At 68.2% G+C, this 14,035-nt stretch carries 14 protein-coding genes; 6 read left to right on the forward strand and 8 right to left on the reverse strand.

The features are described from left to right. Positions 1-11 precede the first annotated feature (11 nt). The 3 genes from pgaB to pgaD are packed head-to-tail and all read left to right on the forward strand — an operon-like array spanning position 12 to position 3,840. Positions 12-2,039: a poly-beta-1,6-N-acetyl-D-glucosamine N-deacetylase PgaB gene (pgaB, locus tag F7Q96_RS17910; protein WP_144425840.1), complete on the forward strand. Its 2,028-nt coding sequence runs from the start codon at positions 12-14 to the stop codon at positions 2,037-2,039. Further along, a complete protein-coding gene (gene pgaC, locus F7Q96_RS17915) occupies positions 2,036-3,367 on the forward strand; it encodes a poly-beta-1,6-N-acetyl-D-glucosamine synthase (RefSeq protein ID WP_053822594.1) in 1,332 nt (443 codons plus the stop codon). The genes pgaB and pgaC overlap by 4 nt, the downstream gene beginning before the upstream one ends. Beyond that, complete coding sequence (gene pgaD / locus F7Q96_RS17920; protein ID WP_226994770.1) at positions 3,364-3,840, forward strand: poly-beta-1,6-N-acetyl-D-glucosamine biosynthesis protein PgaD; 477 nt, start codon at positions 3,364-3,366, stop codon at positions 3,838-3,840. The genes pgaC and pgaD overlap by 4 nt, the downstream gene beginning before the upstream one ends. Positions 3,841-3,952: 112 nt before the next feature. On the opposite strand, the gene trpE is transcribed toward pgaD, so the two are convergent. From trpE to rpe, 3 genes are all read right to left on the reverse strand, one after another. Further along, complete coding sequence (trpE, locus tag F7Q96_RS17925) at positions 3,953-5,473, reverse strand: anthranilate synthase component I (protein WP_053822592.1); 1,521 nt, start codon at positions 5,471-5,473, stop codon at positions 3,953-3,955. Between the two features lie 458 nt (positions 5,474-5,931). Further along, the gene (gph, locus tag F7Q96_RS17930) at positions 5,932-6,660 is read right to left on the reverse strand and encodes a phosphoglycolate phosphatase (protein WP_053822591.1); all 729 of its coding nucleotides are present in this window, start codon (positions 6,658-6,660) and stop codon (positions 5,932-5,934) included. Continuing rightward, complete coding sequence (gene rpe, locus F7Q96_RS17935) at positions 6,661-7,362, reverse strand: ribulose-phosphate 3-epimerase (protein WP_053822590.1); 702 nt, start codon at positions 7,360-7,362, stop codon at positions 6,661-6,663. It lies immediately after the preceding gene. 235 nt (positions 7,363-7,597) lie between these two features. On the opposite strand from rpe, the gene apaG reads away from it, so the two are divergent. After that, positions 7,598-7,972, forward strand: coding sequence for a Co2+/Mg2+ efflux protein ApaG (apaG, locus tag F7Q96_RS17940; RefSeq protein ID WP_006579374.1), 375 nt, complete (start codon positions 7,598-7,600; stop codon positions 7,970-7,972). 49 nt (positions 7,973-8,021) lie between these two features. Here the strand turns inward: apaG and F7Q96_RS17945 are convergent, their stop codons facing one another. Further along, positions 8,022-8,270, reverse strand: a complete 249-nt coding sequence (locus F7Q96_RS17945; protein ID WP_053822589.1) for a hypothetical protein — start codon at positions 8,268-8,270, stop codon at positions 8,022-8,024. Between the two features lie 257 nt (positions 8,271-8,527). Between F7Q96_RS17945 and mltA the strand changes: the two genes are divergently transcribed. Then, complete coding sequence (mltA, locus tag F7Q96_RS17950) at positions 8,528-9,613, forward strand: murein transglycosylase A (RefSeq protein WP_144425839.1); 1,086 nt, start codon at positions 8,528-8,530, stop codon at positions 9,611-9,613. A 38-nt stretch (positions 9,614-9,651) separates the two neighbouring features. On the opposite strand, the gene paaK is transcribed toward mltA, so the two are convergent. The 3 genes from paaK to paaG form a co-directional block, all read right to left on the reverse strand. After that, positions 9,652-10,956, reverse strand: a complete 1,305-nt coding sequence (gene paaK, locus F7Q96_RS17955; protein WP_151023043.1) for a phenylacetate--CoA ligase PaaK — start codon at positions 10,954-10,956, stop codon at positions 9,652-9,654. 87 nt (positions 10,957-11,043) lie between these two features. Continuing rightward, the gene (gene paaI, locus F7Q96_RS17960; protein WP_053822586.1) at positions 11,044-11,487 is read right to left on the reverse strand and encodes a hydroxyphenylacetyl-CoA thioesterase PaaI; all 444 of its coding nucleotides are present in this window, start codon (positions 11,485-11,487) and stop codon (positions 11,044-11,046) included. Between the two features lie 30 nt (positions 11,488-11,517). After that, positions 11,518-12,339: a 2-(1,2-epoxy-1,2-dihydrophenyl)acetyl-CoA isomerase PaaG gene (gene paaG, locus F7Q96_RS17965; RefSeq protein WP_144425838.1), complete on the reverse strand. Its 822-nt coding sequence runs from the start codon at positions 12,337-12,339 to the stop codon at positions 11,518-11,520. Between the two features lie 577 nt (positions 12,340-12,916). On the opposite strand from paaG, the gene F7Q96_RS17975 reads away from it, so the two are divergent. Then, on the forward strand, positions 12,917-13,693 hold the full coding sequence (locus F7Q96_RS17975) for an enoyl-CoA hydratase (RefSeq protein ID WP_053822584.1): 777 nt from the start codon (positions 12,917-12,919) through the stop codon (positions 13,691-13,693). Between the two features lie 64 nt (positions 13,694-13,757). On the opposite strand, the gene F7Q96_RS17980 is transcribed toward F7Q96_RS17975, so the two are convergent. After that, positions 13,758-14,035, reverse strand: a 278-nt coding sequence (locus F7Q96_RS17980) for a hypothetical protein (RefSeq protein WP_211923513.1), incomplete at its 5' end; no start/stop codon positions are given.

A 14,035-nucleotide genomic window follows, 5' to 3' on the forward strand; every position in this document is an offset into this window, starting at 1 on the left:
GGATGCATGCCATGGACGCAACCTTGATGCGCCCCTATCGCGCTTTTCTGATGCTGTTGCTGGCGGTGGCCACGTTGCTGCTGGCCGCCTGCGCCAAGGACATTCCGGTGTTCACGCCGCCGGCCGACCGGCCTGTCGCGAAGGCCGAGCAACCGTGGCCGCGCAACCATGTCGCGGTGCTGGCGTACCACGACGTGGAGGACCGCGATCCGGACCAGGCCTATCTGAGCGTACGCACCGACCATCTGATCCGCCAGCTGGCGTGGCTGCGCGAGAACGGCTATCGGCCGGTCACGGTCGACCAGATCCTGGCCGCCCGCAACGGCGGCCCGGCGCTGCCGGACCGCGCGGTGCTGCTGACCTTCGACGACGGCTATCGCAGCTTCCATACGCGCGTGCTGCCGATCCTGAAGGCCTATCGCTGGCCCGCCGTGCTGGCGCCGGTCGGCGTGTGGCTCGATACGCCCGAGAACAAGCCCGTCGATTTCGGCGGCACGCCGACCGAGCGGGACCGCATGCTGACCTGGCAGCAGGTGCGCGAGATCGCCGCCTCGGGTCTGGTCGAGATCGGCGCCCATACCGACGCGCACCACTACGGCGTGCTGGCCAATCCGCAGGGCAACACGCAGCCGGTGGCCGCGGTGCATGCCTACGACAGCAAGACGGGCACCTACGAGAGCGACGCCGCCTATGAGAAGCGCGTGCGCGACGACGTGCAGCGGATCACCGAGAAGGTTCGCCGCATCACCGGCAAGCCGGTGCGTGTCTGGATCTGGCCGTACGGCGCCGAGAGCGGCTCGGCGCTGCGCATCATCGGCGAGAACGGCTACCAGATGGCGCTGACGCTGGAAGACGGGCTCGCGACGGTGGACAAGATGATGTCCGGCGCCCGCCTGCTGATCGGCGACGACCCTGGCCTGCGCGGCTTCGCGCAATCGGTGGTCGAGATGGAGCAGCAGCAGAACATGCGCGTCGCCCACGTCGATCTGGACTATGTCTACGATGCCGATCCGGCCCAGGTCGACCGCAATCTGGACAAGCTGGTGCAGCGCATCTACGACCTGAAGATCGACACGGTGTTCCTGCAGGCCTTTGCGGATCCCGATGCCAGCGGCCTGGTCAAGTCGGTGTACTTCCCCAACCGCGTGCTGCCGGTGCGCGCCGATCTGTTCAACCGCGTCGCCTGGCAGTTGCGGAACCGGACCAACGTCAAGCTCTATGCGTGGATGCCGGTGCTGGCGCTGGACCTGGACAAGTCGATCGCGCGCGTGTCGCGCTGGGATCCGAAGACCGGCCGCATCGACGTCGATCCGAAGCAGTACCGCCGGCTGTCACCGTTCGATCCGGTCGCCCGCCAGCGCATCGGCGAGCTGTACGAGGACCTGGCGCGCCATGCGGTGTTCGACGGCATCCTGTTCCACGACGACGCCGTGATGAGCGATTTCGAGGATGCCAGCGCGCCGGCGCTGGCGGCCTATCGCAAGGCCGGGCTGCCCGACTCGATCGAGGCGCTGCGTGCCAATCCGGAGACGATGCAGCGCTGGACGCGGTTCAAGAGCCGTGCGCTGGTCGACTTCACGCACGAGCTGACCGCCAAGGTCCGCGCCATTCGCGGCCCGGCGATCAAGACCGCGCGCAACATCTTCGCCGCGCCGATCCTGCAGCCGGAGAGCGAGGCGTGGTTCGCGCAGAACCTCGACGACTTCCTCGTCGCCTACGACTGGACCGCGCCGATGGCCATGCCGTACATGGAGCAGGTGCCGGCCGGCAAGGAAAACGCGTGGCTGGACTCGCTAGTCGACACCGTGGCCAAGCGCCCGGGCGCGCTGCGCCGCACGGTGTTCGAGCTGCAGAGCCGCGACTGGCGCAAGGCCGATGCGCCGCCGGTCGACAGCGCCGTGCTGGCGGGCTGGATGCAACGCCTGCAGCGTCGCGGCGCGCGCAACTTCGGCTACTACCCGGACGACTTCCATAACAACCAGCCTCGGCTCGACCTGATCCGGCCGGCGCTGTCCAACGCCTGGTATCCCGCGCCATGATCGAACGTCTATTTGCCCTGATCGTCCTGTGCATCGCGCTCGGCCTGCCGATCGGCATGGCCGTGCTGGCGACCGGCGACCTGCTGCTTGCCTTCGTGTTCTTCTATCCGCTGTTCATGTCCGGACTGTGGATGGCCGGTGGCATCTATTACTGGTGGCACTGGGAACGCAAGTGGTCTTGGGACGAAGACCGCCAGCCGCCCAAGGTGGCCGGCGAGCCCTTCATCTCGATCCTGGTGCCGTGCTTCAACGAGGAGAAAAACGGCGAGGAAACGCTGCGCGCCGCGCTGGCGCAGCGCTATTCGAACTTCGAGGTGATCGCGATCAACGACGGCTCGCGCGACGGCACCGGCGCGCTGCTCGATGCGATGGCGGCCAGGCACGAGCGGCTGCGCGTCGTCCATCTGGCCCAGAACCAGGGCAAGGCGATGGCGCTGCGCATGGGCGCGCTGGCCGCGCGCGGCGAGTACCTGGTCTGCATCGACGGCGACGCGGTGCTCGATCCGGATGCGGCCGCCTATCTGGTCGCGCCGATGGTCGACAACCCACGCGTCGGCGCGGTGACCGGCAACCCGCGCATCCGCACCCGCTCGACGCTGATCGGCCGCATCCAGGTCGGCGAGTTCTCGTCGATCATCGGGCTGATCAAGCGGACCCAGCGTGTCTACGGCCAGGTGTTCACGGTGTCCGGCGTGGTCGCGGCCTTTCGCCGCCGTGCGCTCGATCGCGCCGGCTACTGGAGCCTGGACATGATCACCGAGGACATCGACATCAGCTGGAAGCTGCAGCGCGACCACTGGTCGATCTTCTACGAACCGCGCGCGCTGTGCTGGATCCTGATGCCCGAGACGCTGCGCGGCCTGTGGAAGCAGCGCCTGCGCTGGGCGCAGGGCGGCGCCGAGGTGTTCCTGAAGAACGTGCGCTCGATCTGGATCTGGCGCCATCGCCGGCTGTGGCCGCTGATGGCCGAGTACTGCCTGTCGGCCGGCTGGGCCTTCATCTTCGCGATGTCGATCATCCTGTGGGCGCTCGGCCATTTCGTCGACCTGCCCGACAACGTCCGCATCGAGAAGCTGGTGCCGCCGGGCTTTACCGGCATGGTGCTGGCGGTCGTGTGCGTGCTGCAGTTCGCGATCAGCGTGGCGATCGACCGCCGCTACGAGCCCAAGCTGGGCCGCTCGATGTACTGGACGATCTGGTATCCGCTGGCCTTCTGGATGATCGGCATGCTGACCACGCTGATGGCCTTCCCCAAAGTCATGCTCAAGACCCGGCGCCGCGCCCGTTGGACCAGCCCGGATCGCGGCATCAAATCGATGAGGTCATGATGAATCCCGATGACATGATCGTTCGCACCAGGCGTACGCGGCTGGGCTGGCTGATCGACGCGCTGCTGACCGCGCTGGCCTGGATCGGCTTCGGCTACCTGTGCGTGACCGGTTTGCAGGCGGTGCTGCGGCACGCCAATGCGGGTCCGGACGTGCCGTTCTGGTCGGCGCTGCTGCCGACCGCCGGCACGCTGTCGATCTACGTGGTGGTGGGGCTGTTCAACGGCGTGGTGCTGCTGAGCTGGGCGCTGTACAACCAGTACCGCTTCTCCGGGCTCGATCGGCGCAAGCCGATCCCGGCGCTGCGCGACGATGAACTGGCGCGCAGCTTCCATGTGTCGGGCCAGCAGTTGCACGCGCTGCAGCGGGCCAAGGTGGCGGTGGTCGACCATGAGGGCGACGGCACGATCGCGGACGTGCATCTGCCGCATGCGGTGCAAGCGCCGGCCCGGGAAACTGCCGCGGTGAAGTAACGCTGGTCGTTCCCGCGCAGGCGGGAACCCAGTGGCTTTTTTCAGCCCGGAGGGAAGACGCTGGGCCCCCGCGTGCGCGGGGGCGACAAACTCCCTGGGCTGCAGCCGGCGCTTACGCGAAGTCCGAGTCCAGCCCGTCCTGGACCTGCTCGGCGGCGCGGATCACCGCGCGCGCCTTCGCCTCGGTCTCGCGCCATTCGGCCTCGGGATCCGAATCGGCCACGATGCCGGCGGCCGCCTGCACATACAGATTGCCATCCTTGACGATGCCGGTGCGGATCGCGATCGCCAGGTCCATCTCGCCGCCGAAAGACAGATAGCCGACCGCGCCGCCGTAGATGCCGCGCTTGCGCGGTTCGAGCTCGTCGATGATTTCCATGGCCCGCACCTTCGGCGCGCCGCTCAGCGTGCCGGCGGGGAAGGTCGCGCGCAGCACGTCCAGATTGCTGATGCCGTCCTTCAGCGTGCCCTCGACCGAGCTGACGATGTGCTGCACGTGCGAGTATTTCTCGATCACCATCTGGTCGGTGACCTTGACCGAGCCGGTTTCCGCGATGCGGCCGATGTCGTTGCGGGCCAGGTCGATCAGCATCACATGCTCGGCGATCTCCTTCGGGTCGTTGAGCAGCTCGGTGGCCAGCTGCGCGTCGCGCTCGGGCGTATTGCCGCGCGGCCGCGTGCCGGCCAGCGGGCGGATCGTCACCACACGGCGCGAGCGTGTCTCGCCCTGTTCGCTGGTGCGGCGCGTTTCCTGCCGCACCAGGATTTCCGGCGACGCGCCGACGATCTGGAAATCGCCGAAGTTGTAGAAGTACATGTACGGCGACGGGTTCAGCGAACGCAGCGCGCGGTACAGCGACAGCGGCGCGTCGCGGTAGGGCTTGGTCAGCCGCTGGCCGATCTGCACCTGCATCATGTCGCCGGCCACGATGTATTCCTTGGCCTTGGCCACCGCGGCCAGATAGTCCGCCTTGTCGAATTCGCGGTAGACCTCGGTCTGCACCGACGGGCTGGTGACCGGCACGTCGACCGGCTGGCGCAGCTTCATGCGCAGGTCGCGCAGGCGCTGGCGCGCGCGCGAATAGGCCTCGGGCATGCCGGGGTCGGCGTAGACGATCAGATAGAGCTTGCCCGACAGGTTGTCGATGACGGCCAGTTCCTCGCACAGCAGCAGCTGGATGTCGGGCAGGCCGAGGTCGTCGGGCTTCTGCGTGTTGGCCAGCTTCTTCTCGATGTAGCGCACCGTGTCGTAGCCGAAATAACCGGCGAGGCCGCCGCAGAAGCGGGGCAGGCCGGGGCGCAGCGCGACCTTGAAGCGCCGCTCGAAGGCGGCGATGAAGTCCAGCGGATTGCCCTCGTGGGTCTCGACCACCTTGCCGTCGGTGACGACTTCGGTGCGTTGCCCGTAGGCGCGCAGCAGCGTGCGCGCATGCAGGCCGATGAAGGAATAGCGGCCGAAGCGTTCGCCGCCGACCACCGATTCGAGCAGAAAGGTGTTGACGCCGCGGGTTTGCGACTGTGCCAGCTTCAGATACAGCGACAGCGGCGTTTCGAGGTCGGCGAAGGCCTCGGCGATCAGCGGAATGCGGTTGTAGCCCTGGTCGGCCAGCGATTTGAATTCGAGTTCGGTCATGACGGTCCTCTGGGACGGCGCACCGGGGCGCGGCGACAAGGTGATCCCCGGCGGGCGATTCTGGGAGGGGCAGGATGGCCGAAGCACCGGCCCCGTCGGGCGGCTCGCCGGAACGCCACTGTCGCTCCATGTCGAGCCAGCGGGCGTATTGCGCGTTCGGGTAACGCTAGCAGGGATTGCCGGGAAGGAAAACCGGGCCGGCAGGACCGCCGGTCTGATCGCAATGCCTTGCCGATGGCCAGGCCGGACGCGATCAGCGCAGTCGCGAACGCACTTTACGCCTGTTGGGAGGCGCGCCAGCGACGCCAGGGCCAGGCCTGCCGATCACTGTCAGTAAAGATGCGTTTGCGGTTCAGGAACATGAAGTCGTGTTCTGGGGTCTGCGCGGGATGCGGAGAGGGCGGTCTCGCGGATCGGGCAGGGCGCGTGCCGTGCGGCTGCCGCGCCGTGGCCGGAGACTACCGGTGTGCCGTCAAGACCTCAGCGGCCTTGACAAGCGAGCCGACTATACCATCGGCGTCGACGCCTTGTACAGGGTTGCCATGGTTGTAGCCGTAGGGCACCAGCAGCACGCCGATGCCGGCCGCGCGGGCCGCCATCGCGTCGTTTTCGGAGTCGCCGATCGCCACCATCTGCGCCGGTTCGAGCCGGAACGCCTCGCAGACCTTCAGCAGCGGCAGCGGGTCCGGCTTGCGGAACGGAAAGGCATCGCCGCCGTAGACCAGCTCGAAACAGGGCGCCAGGCCCAGCTTGTCGAGCAGCGGCGCGGTGAAGTCGTGCGGCTTGTTGGTGACGCAGGCCAGCCGCAGGCCGGCCGCCTTCAGCGCCGCGAGACCGGCCTCGACGCCGGGATAGAGCGCCGAGAACTGGCCGTTGATGCGCAGGTATTCGCGGTTGTACAGGGCCAGCGCGTCGGCGAACAGGCCGTTGGCCGCGGCGGGCGGCAGGCGCGTGTCGAGCACGCGCCGGATCAGGTTCTCCGAGCCCTTGCCGACGAAGCTGACGATCTCGGGCAGCGGCAGCGGGGCGATCTCGCCGAGCGCCGGATGCAGATGCGACAGCGCCTGCAGCATCGCGTTGACCGCCGCGTGGAAGTCGCCCGCGGTATCGACCATGGTGCCGTCCAGGTCGACGATGGCGCCGCGGATGCCGCGCCAGTCGGTGCGCTTGAGCGTCGCCCCTTCCATTTACTGGCCCACCTTGGCCAGTTCGGCGCGCAAGGCCGACAGCACGCCGCGATAGCCGCCGTCGGCGTCGGGCTTGCCGAACACCGCCGAGCCCGCGACGAAGGTGTCGGCCCCGGCCGCGGCGATCTGCGCGATGTTCTCGACCTTCACGCCGCCATCGACTTCCAGCAGGATCGTGCGGCCGGTGCGGGCGGCATAGGCGTCGATGCGTTCGCGCACCGCGCGCAGCTTGTTCAGCGTCTCGGGGATGAAGGCCTGGCCGCCGAAGCCCGGGTTGACCGACATCAGCAGGATCACGTCGAGCCGGTCCATCACGTGGTCCAGATGGTGCAGCGGCGTGGCCGGGTTGAAGACCAGGCCGGCCTGGCAGCCGTGATCGCGGATCAGCGCGAGCGAGCGGTCGACATGGTCGCTCGCCTCGGGATGGAAGGTGATGATGTTGGCGCCGGCCTTGGCGAAATCCGGGATGATCCGGTCGACCGGGCGGACCATCAGGTGCACGTCGATCGGCGCGGTCACGTGCGGGCGGATCGCCTCGCAGACCAGCGGGCCGACCGTCAGGTTCGGCACGTAGTGGTTGTCCATCACGTCGAAGTGGATCCAGTCGGCGCCGGCTTCGGTGACGCGGCGCACTTCCTCGCCCAGGCGGGCGAAGTCGGCGGACAGGATGGACGGGGCGATGCGATAGTTCGGGGTGCTCATGATGGCGTGGGTGACGGCTTGGGTTGCGGCGCTGGTGGCGACGTGGCAAGGAGGCAAGGGCGCGTCCCGCCGCTGCGGCCGGCGCGCAAGGGCGCCATTTTACGCCGCCTTCGCGGCGGGCGAGGGCGGCGGGGCGGGCGCCGCTCCGCGCGGGCTGCGGCGCCGACCCGACTTGCCGCACCCCTGCCCTTGCCGCACAATGCCGCTACCTTGTCTTGCCACCGGCCCCCCGACAATGAGCGAGTACGCTTTTTCCGTTTCCGTGCGCACGCAGTATCTGCCCGATCAGTCCGACCCGGAACACGGACGCCATGCCTTTGCCTACACCATCACGATCCAGAACACCGGCGAGGTCGCGGCCCAACTGATCTCGCGGCACTGGCAGATCACCGACAGCGACAACGCCACGCAGGAAGTGGCAGGGCTAGGCGTGGTCGGACACCAGCCGCTGCTCAAGCCGGGCGAGCACTTCGAATACACCAGCTGGGCCACGATCTCCACGCCGGTCGGCTCGATGAAGGGCAAGTATTTCTGCGTGGCCGAGGACGGCCATCGCTTCGAGGTACCGATTCCCGAGTTCGCGCTGGTGCTGCCGCGCATGCTGCATTGAGGCGCGCCGGGCAACGGGTTCGGGCCACGGTGGGAACCGGCGCCGGAACCTAGACGCCCGGCCGGTTGTCCTTGCTGTGCGCCTGCCCCGCGGCCTGGTCCGCCTGGCTTGCCTGACCGGCCTGGCCCGGCGCTGCCGAAGCGGCGCGCGACGGGTGATCGGCCGGAGCGGGGCTGGGGCGCGGATGCTTCTTGGCCGTGCCCATCGTCCATACCACGATGAAGATCAGCAGAAACAGCGCCACGCCGGCCTCGAGGGCGAACAGCAGCATGGGATGGTCTTGAAAGAATTCGCTCATGGATGATTCCCGCGTTCGAGGCAAAGCCGGTCGGGCACAGCAGAATCGGCCCGGATCGGCCCCGAGCATTGTATGGCATCGCCCTCCGGCCGGTGCCCTTGCCATTGCCGCCGCCAGCCACTGAGAGCCACTGTCCTTGCCGCCGCGGCCCACGCCCGGCGACAACCACACCGCAAACGATGACTGACCACGACTCCGTTTTCGCCCTCCGCCGTTATTTCCCGCTTTCTCCCCGCTGTGCCGCCGTCGCGCGCCGTATGCCCGGTGCCCGCGCGCTGTGGGCCATCGTCGGCGCGGCCGCCGTGCTGGCCGGTTGCGTCAGCGGCCCGCCGCCGCGCATCGAGACCGGGCAGCCGACGCCCCCGGTGACCGGTGCCGCCGGCAAGGGCCGGCTGCAGCCGGCGAGCTGGAGCGAGATCGGCGGCTGGACGCGCGACGACGTGCGGGCCGCATGGCCGGCGCTGCAGGCGAGCTGCCAGGCGCTGAAGAAGCGCGCCGAATGGCGCGGCCCCTGCACGGCCGGGCTGATGGTCGATGCCAGCGACCCGCAGGCGCTGCGCAACTACTTCGAGCAGCATTTCCAGCCGTACCGCGTCGTCAACGGCGACGGCACCGACAGCGGTCTGGTGACCGGCTACTACGAACCGATCCTGCACGGCTCGCGTACGCGCCAGGGCGCCTATCAGATTCCGCTGCACCGCAAGCCGCCGCAATGGGGCAACCGGCCGCTGCCGCCGCGGGCCCAGCTGCTGCGCGATCCGGCGTTGCGCGGCAACGAGGTGGTCTGGGTCGATGACGCGGTCGAGGCGGCCTTCCTGCAGATCCAGGGCTCGGGCCGCATCCGGCTGGCCGACGGCACGATGATGCGGGTCGGCTTCGGCGGCACCAACGACCAGCCGTTCCGCTCGTTCGGCAAGTGGCTGCTGGACCGGGGCGAGATCACGCCGGCGCAGGCCACGATGCAGGGCATCAAGGCCTGGGCGCGCGCCAACCCGGCGCGGGTCGAGGAGATGCTGAACGTCAATCCGCGCTATGTGTTCTTCCGCGAGCTGCCGCCGAACAACGACGGCCCGATCGGCGCGCTGGGCGTGCCGCTGACGGCGGAGCGCTCGATCGCGGTCGATCCGGCCACCATTCCGCTCGGCGTGCCGGTGTTCCTGTCGACCACGCGGCCGCTGTCCAGCGAGCCGATCGAGCGGCTCGTGTTTGCGCAGGACACCGGCAGCGCGATCAAGGGCGGCGTGCGCGCCGACTTCTTCTGGGGCGCCGGCGATGCCGCGGGCGAGACCGCCGGCCGCATGAAGCAGGCCGGCCGGATGTGGGTGCTGATGCCGCGCAGCTGAGCGCGGGCGGGTCCGCGAGCGGACGGCGGCTGGGCGGCCTAGCGCGGCCGCTGGTCGACGATCCGCCGGGCCTTGCCGACCGAGCGCTCGACGCCGCCAGACGGCAGGATCTCGAGCGCGACCGTCACGCCGATATAGGCCTTGATCTCGTGCGTCAGCGTGTCGCGCGCCTGGCGTGCGGTGTCCGGCTCGACGCCATGCGCGCATTCGACCCGTACCGTCAGCGTATCGAGATGGCCTTCCTTGCCCAGCACGCACTGGTAGTGCGGCGCCAGCTCGGCGTGCTTCAGGATCAGTTCCTCGATCTGCGACGGAAACACGTTGACGCCGCGGATGATCATCATGTCGTCGGAGCGGCCGGTGATCTTCTCCATCCGGCGGAACGCCGGCCGCGCCGTGCCGGGCAGCAGCCGGGTCAGGTCGCGCGTGCGATAGCGGACGATCGGCAGCGCCTCCTTGGTCAGCGACGTGAACACCAGTTCGCCGAAGCTGCCGTCGGGCAGCACCTCGCCGGTGTTCGGGTCGATGATCTCGGGATAGAAGTGGTCCTCCCAGATGGTCGGACCGTCCTTGGTCTCCGCGCACTCGTTGGCCACGCCGGGGCCCATCACCTCGGATAAACCGTAGATGTCGACCGCCGAAATACCCATCCGCCGCTCGATCGCCACGCGCATCTCGGGCGTCCACGGCTCCGCGCCGAAGATGCCGACCTGCAGCGAGCTGGCGGCCGGATCGAGCCCCTGGCGCTCGAACTCGTCGGCGATCGCCAGCATATAGCTGGGCGTCACCATGATGATCTCGGGGCGGAAGTCCTGGATCAGCTGCACCTGGCGCTCGGTCTGGCCGCCGCCGAACGGGATCGCGGTCAGCCCCGCCTTCTCGACGCCGTAGTGCGCGCCCAGGCCGCCGGTGAACAGCCCATAGCCGTAGCTGATATGGACCTTGTCGCCGCGCCGCGCACCGGAGGCTCGGATCGAGCGCGCCATCACCGTGGCCCAGGTGTCGATGTCGCGCAGCGTATAGCCGACCACCGTGGGTTTGCCGGTGGTGCCCGAGGAGGCGTGGATCCGCGCGACCTGGTCCTGCGGCACCGCGAACATGCCGAACGGGTAGTTGTCGCGCAGATCCTGCTTGGTCGTGAACGGGAAGCGCGCCAGGTCGGCCAGCGATTTCAGATCTTCCGGGTGCACTCCCGCCTCGTCGAACTTGCGCCGATAGACCGGCGAATGCTGATAGGCATGGTCGAGCGACCACTTCAGGCGCTGCAGCTGCAAGGCCTGCAATTCGTCGCGGCTGGCGGTCTCGATCGGCTCCAGCGGCAGATCGGTCAGGCGCGTGCTCATCGTTCTCTCCTGCTATGGGTGGCGCTTCGGGTGTGGCTGCGGGGTGGGAATGCGACGGGTGGGCGATCGCAGCGCTGCGGTCTCCGGTCAGCCGGCCTCGGGCGGCGGCACGACATGGCCCTTGATCTGCGCGGACTTGCCGCGGAACATCGCGACCACCTCGCCGTCGCGGTTGGTCACGCGGATGTCGTAGATGCCGTGCCGTCCAGACAGGACCTGCTCGGTCGCCTCGGCGGTCAGCACGTCGCCGCCGCGGACCGGCTTGAGGAACTCGATGCTGCAGCCGGCCGCGACCGTGTTGATGTTGTGACTGTTGCAGGCGAAGGCGAAACAGGAATCGGCCAGCGTGAACATCAGGCCGCCGTGGCAGATGCCGTGGCCGTTCAGGAATTCGTCGCGTACCGGCATCGACAGCCTCGCATAGCCGGGCGCGATCGCGTCGATGGTCATGCCGAGCCAGCGGCTGCAGCTGTCGGCCTCGTACATGCTGGCCGCGGCCGCTTCGGCCAAGGCTTGCGGATCGGGAGTCAAGCGGATCTCCTGAAAGGAAGAAGGGGGGCGTTACTGCCCGGTGAAACGCGGGGCGCGCTTCTCGAGGAAGGCGTTGACGCCCTCCGCATAGTCGTGCGATCCGCCCAGCGCGCGCTGCAGGTCGCGCTCCATGTCGAGCTGGGCGTCCAGCGTCTGCGTCGCGCTGGCGTACATCGCGCGCTTGATCGCCGCCAGTGCGCGGGTCGGCTGCGCCGCCAGATGCGTGGCCAGTGCCAGCGCCTGCTCCATCAGCAGTGGATCGTCCATCGCTTCCCAGATCAGGCCCCACTTCTCCGCCTCGTCGGCGGACAGCTTGTCGCCGGTCATCGCCAGTCCCAGCGCGCGTGCCATGCCGAGGCGCTTTGGCAGGAACCAGGTGCCGCCCGAATCGGGCACCAGGCCGATCTTGATGAAGGCCTGGATGAAACTGGCCGAGCGGGCGGCCAGCACGATGTCGCAGGCCAGCGCCAGGTTGGCGCCGGCGCCCGCGGCGGTGCCGTTGACCGCGGCGATTACCGGCAGCGGCATCGCTTGCAGCCGGCGCACCAGCGGGTTGAAGGCGCTGTCGATCAGGTCGCCGAGATCCGTCATCCGGCCCGGCGTGAAGTCCAGATCCGCCAGGTCCTGGCCGGCGCAGAAGCCGCGCCCCGCGCCGGTCAGCAGCAGGGCGCGCGCATGGCCGGCTTCGGCGTGGTCCAGTGCCTGCACCAGCGCGGCATGCATCTCGCGGGTGAAGCTGTTGAGCTTGTCGGGCCGGTTCAGCGTGACGACGGCGACGTCGCCATGCCAGGCGAGCAGTACCGGGCCGGCGTCGACGGCGGTACGGGGCGACGGCGTGGGCGTGGCGTGCATGGGCTTGTCTCCTGCCATGTCCCGGTTGCGGCGGCGCTGCGCCGGCCGCCCCGGAAGGTTGTTGTTGGCGAAGCCAGGTGGCGGCTCCGTCTGGCATTGTAGGGAAGAGCGACGGTGGCTTTAATTAACCGACCAGTCGGTCGGCAAATGTTAGCATTAATCGTTTGCGGTTTGCCATTACCGCGGCGTCGATCCGAGCCGCGCGATGCTCGGTAGGCCGGTAGGTTCGGTGAGCTCGGTGAGCTCGGTGAGCTCGGTGGGCTCGGTGGGCTCGGTGGGCTCGGTGGGCTCGGTGGGCTCGGTGGGCTCGGTGGGCTCGGTGGGCTCGGTGGGCTCAGTGGGCTTAGTGGGCTTAGTGGGCTCAGTGGGCTCAGTGGGCTCAGTGGGCTCAGTGGGCTCGGTGGGCTCGGTGGGCTCGGTGGGCTCGGTGGGCTCGGTGGGCTCGGTGGGCTCGGTGAACTCGGTAGTGCTTGCAGTAGCCGGCTGACGGCGAAGCCGGGTATCGTTGCTGGCGCAGCGATGCTTCCCGGCTCGCATGTGGGCCGGCATTCCTTTTCATTGGAGACAGAGGAAACCCATGGCGTACGACAACATCCTGGTGGAAACCCGTGGCCGCGTCGGACTGGTGACGCTGAATCGTCCGAAGGCGTTGAACGCGCTCAACGATGCGCTGATGGACGAACTGGGCGCCGCGCTGACGGCGTTCGACCAGGACGAGGCGATCGGCTGCATCGTGATCACCGGCAGCGAACGCGCTTTCGCCGCGGGCGCCGACATCGGCATGATGGCGAAGTACAGCTATATGGACGTCTACAAGGGCGAGTACATCACGCGCAACTGGGAGACGATCCGCCGTATCCGCAAGCCCGTGATCGCCGCGGTGGCCGGCTACGCGCTGGGCGGCGGCTGCGAGCTCGCGATGATGTGCGACATCGTGATCGCGGCGGACACCGCCAAGTTCGGCCAGCCGGAAATCAAGCTGGGCACGATGCCGGGGGCCGGCGGCACCCAGCGGCTGCCCCGCGCGGTCTCCAAGGCCAAGGCGATGGACATGTGCCTGACGGCGCGCATGATGGATGCGGCCGAAGCCGAGCGCGCCGGCCTGGTCTCGCGCGTGGTGGCGGCGGAGAAGCTGATCGACGAGGCGGTCGGCGCTGCCGAAACCATTGCCGGCTTCTCGCTGCCGGTCGTGATGATGATCAAGGAGTCGGTCAACGCGGCCTACGAGACCTCGCTGAGCGAGGGCGTGCGCCTGGAGCGCCGGCTGTTCCACTCGACCTTCGCGACCGAGGATCAGAAGGAGGGCATGGCCGCCTTCGTCGAGAAGCGCGCGCCGAACTTCCAGCACCGCTGAAGCGGCTGCCGTGTCGCCTGGCATAAAAAGATGACAAAGGTATTGCCAGGCGGCGCGCACTCCCTTAATATTCGCCCCCTCGCAGCCGAACGGCGGCGAGGTTGACGGGGAAGGCGAAGGCGCTGCGGTGCTGGAGCCGCAGCAAAAAAGTGCTGACAACCTGTTGACGGGAAGCGAAATGTTCTGCATAATCTCGTTTCTCTGCTGCTGACAACGCAGCGACGCGAACGGCAAAGCCGGCCGCGCAGTTCTTTAACAAACGAACAACCGATAAGTGTGGGCGCTCGATAGCGGCAGTCACAGCGGGTCTTCGGATCCGTGGCTCAAAAGTTATCAAGTGCT

Source organism: Cupriavidus gilardii (genome assembly GCF_008801915.1).
Classification (GTDB): domain Bacteria; phylum Pseudomonadota; class Gammaproteobacteria; order Burkholderiales; family Burkholderiaceae; genus Cupriavidus; species Cupriavidus gilardii.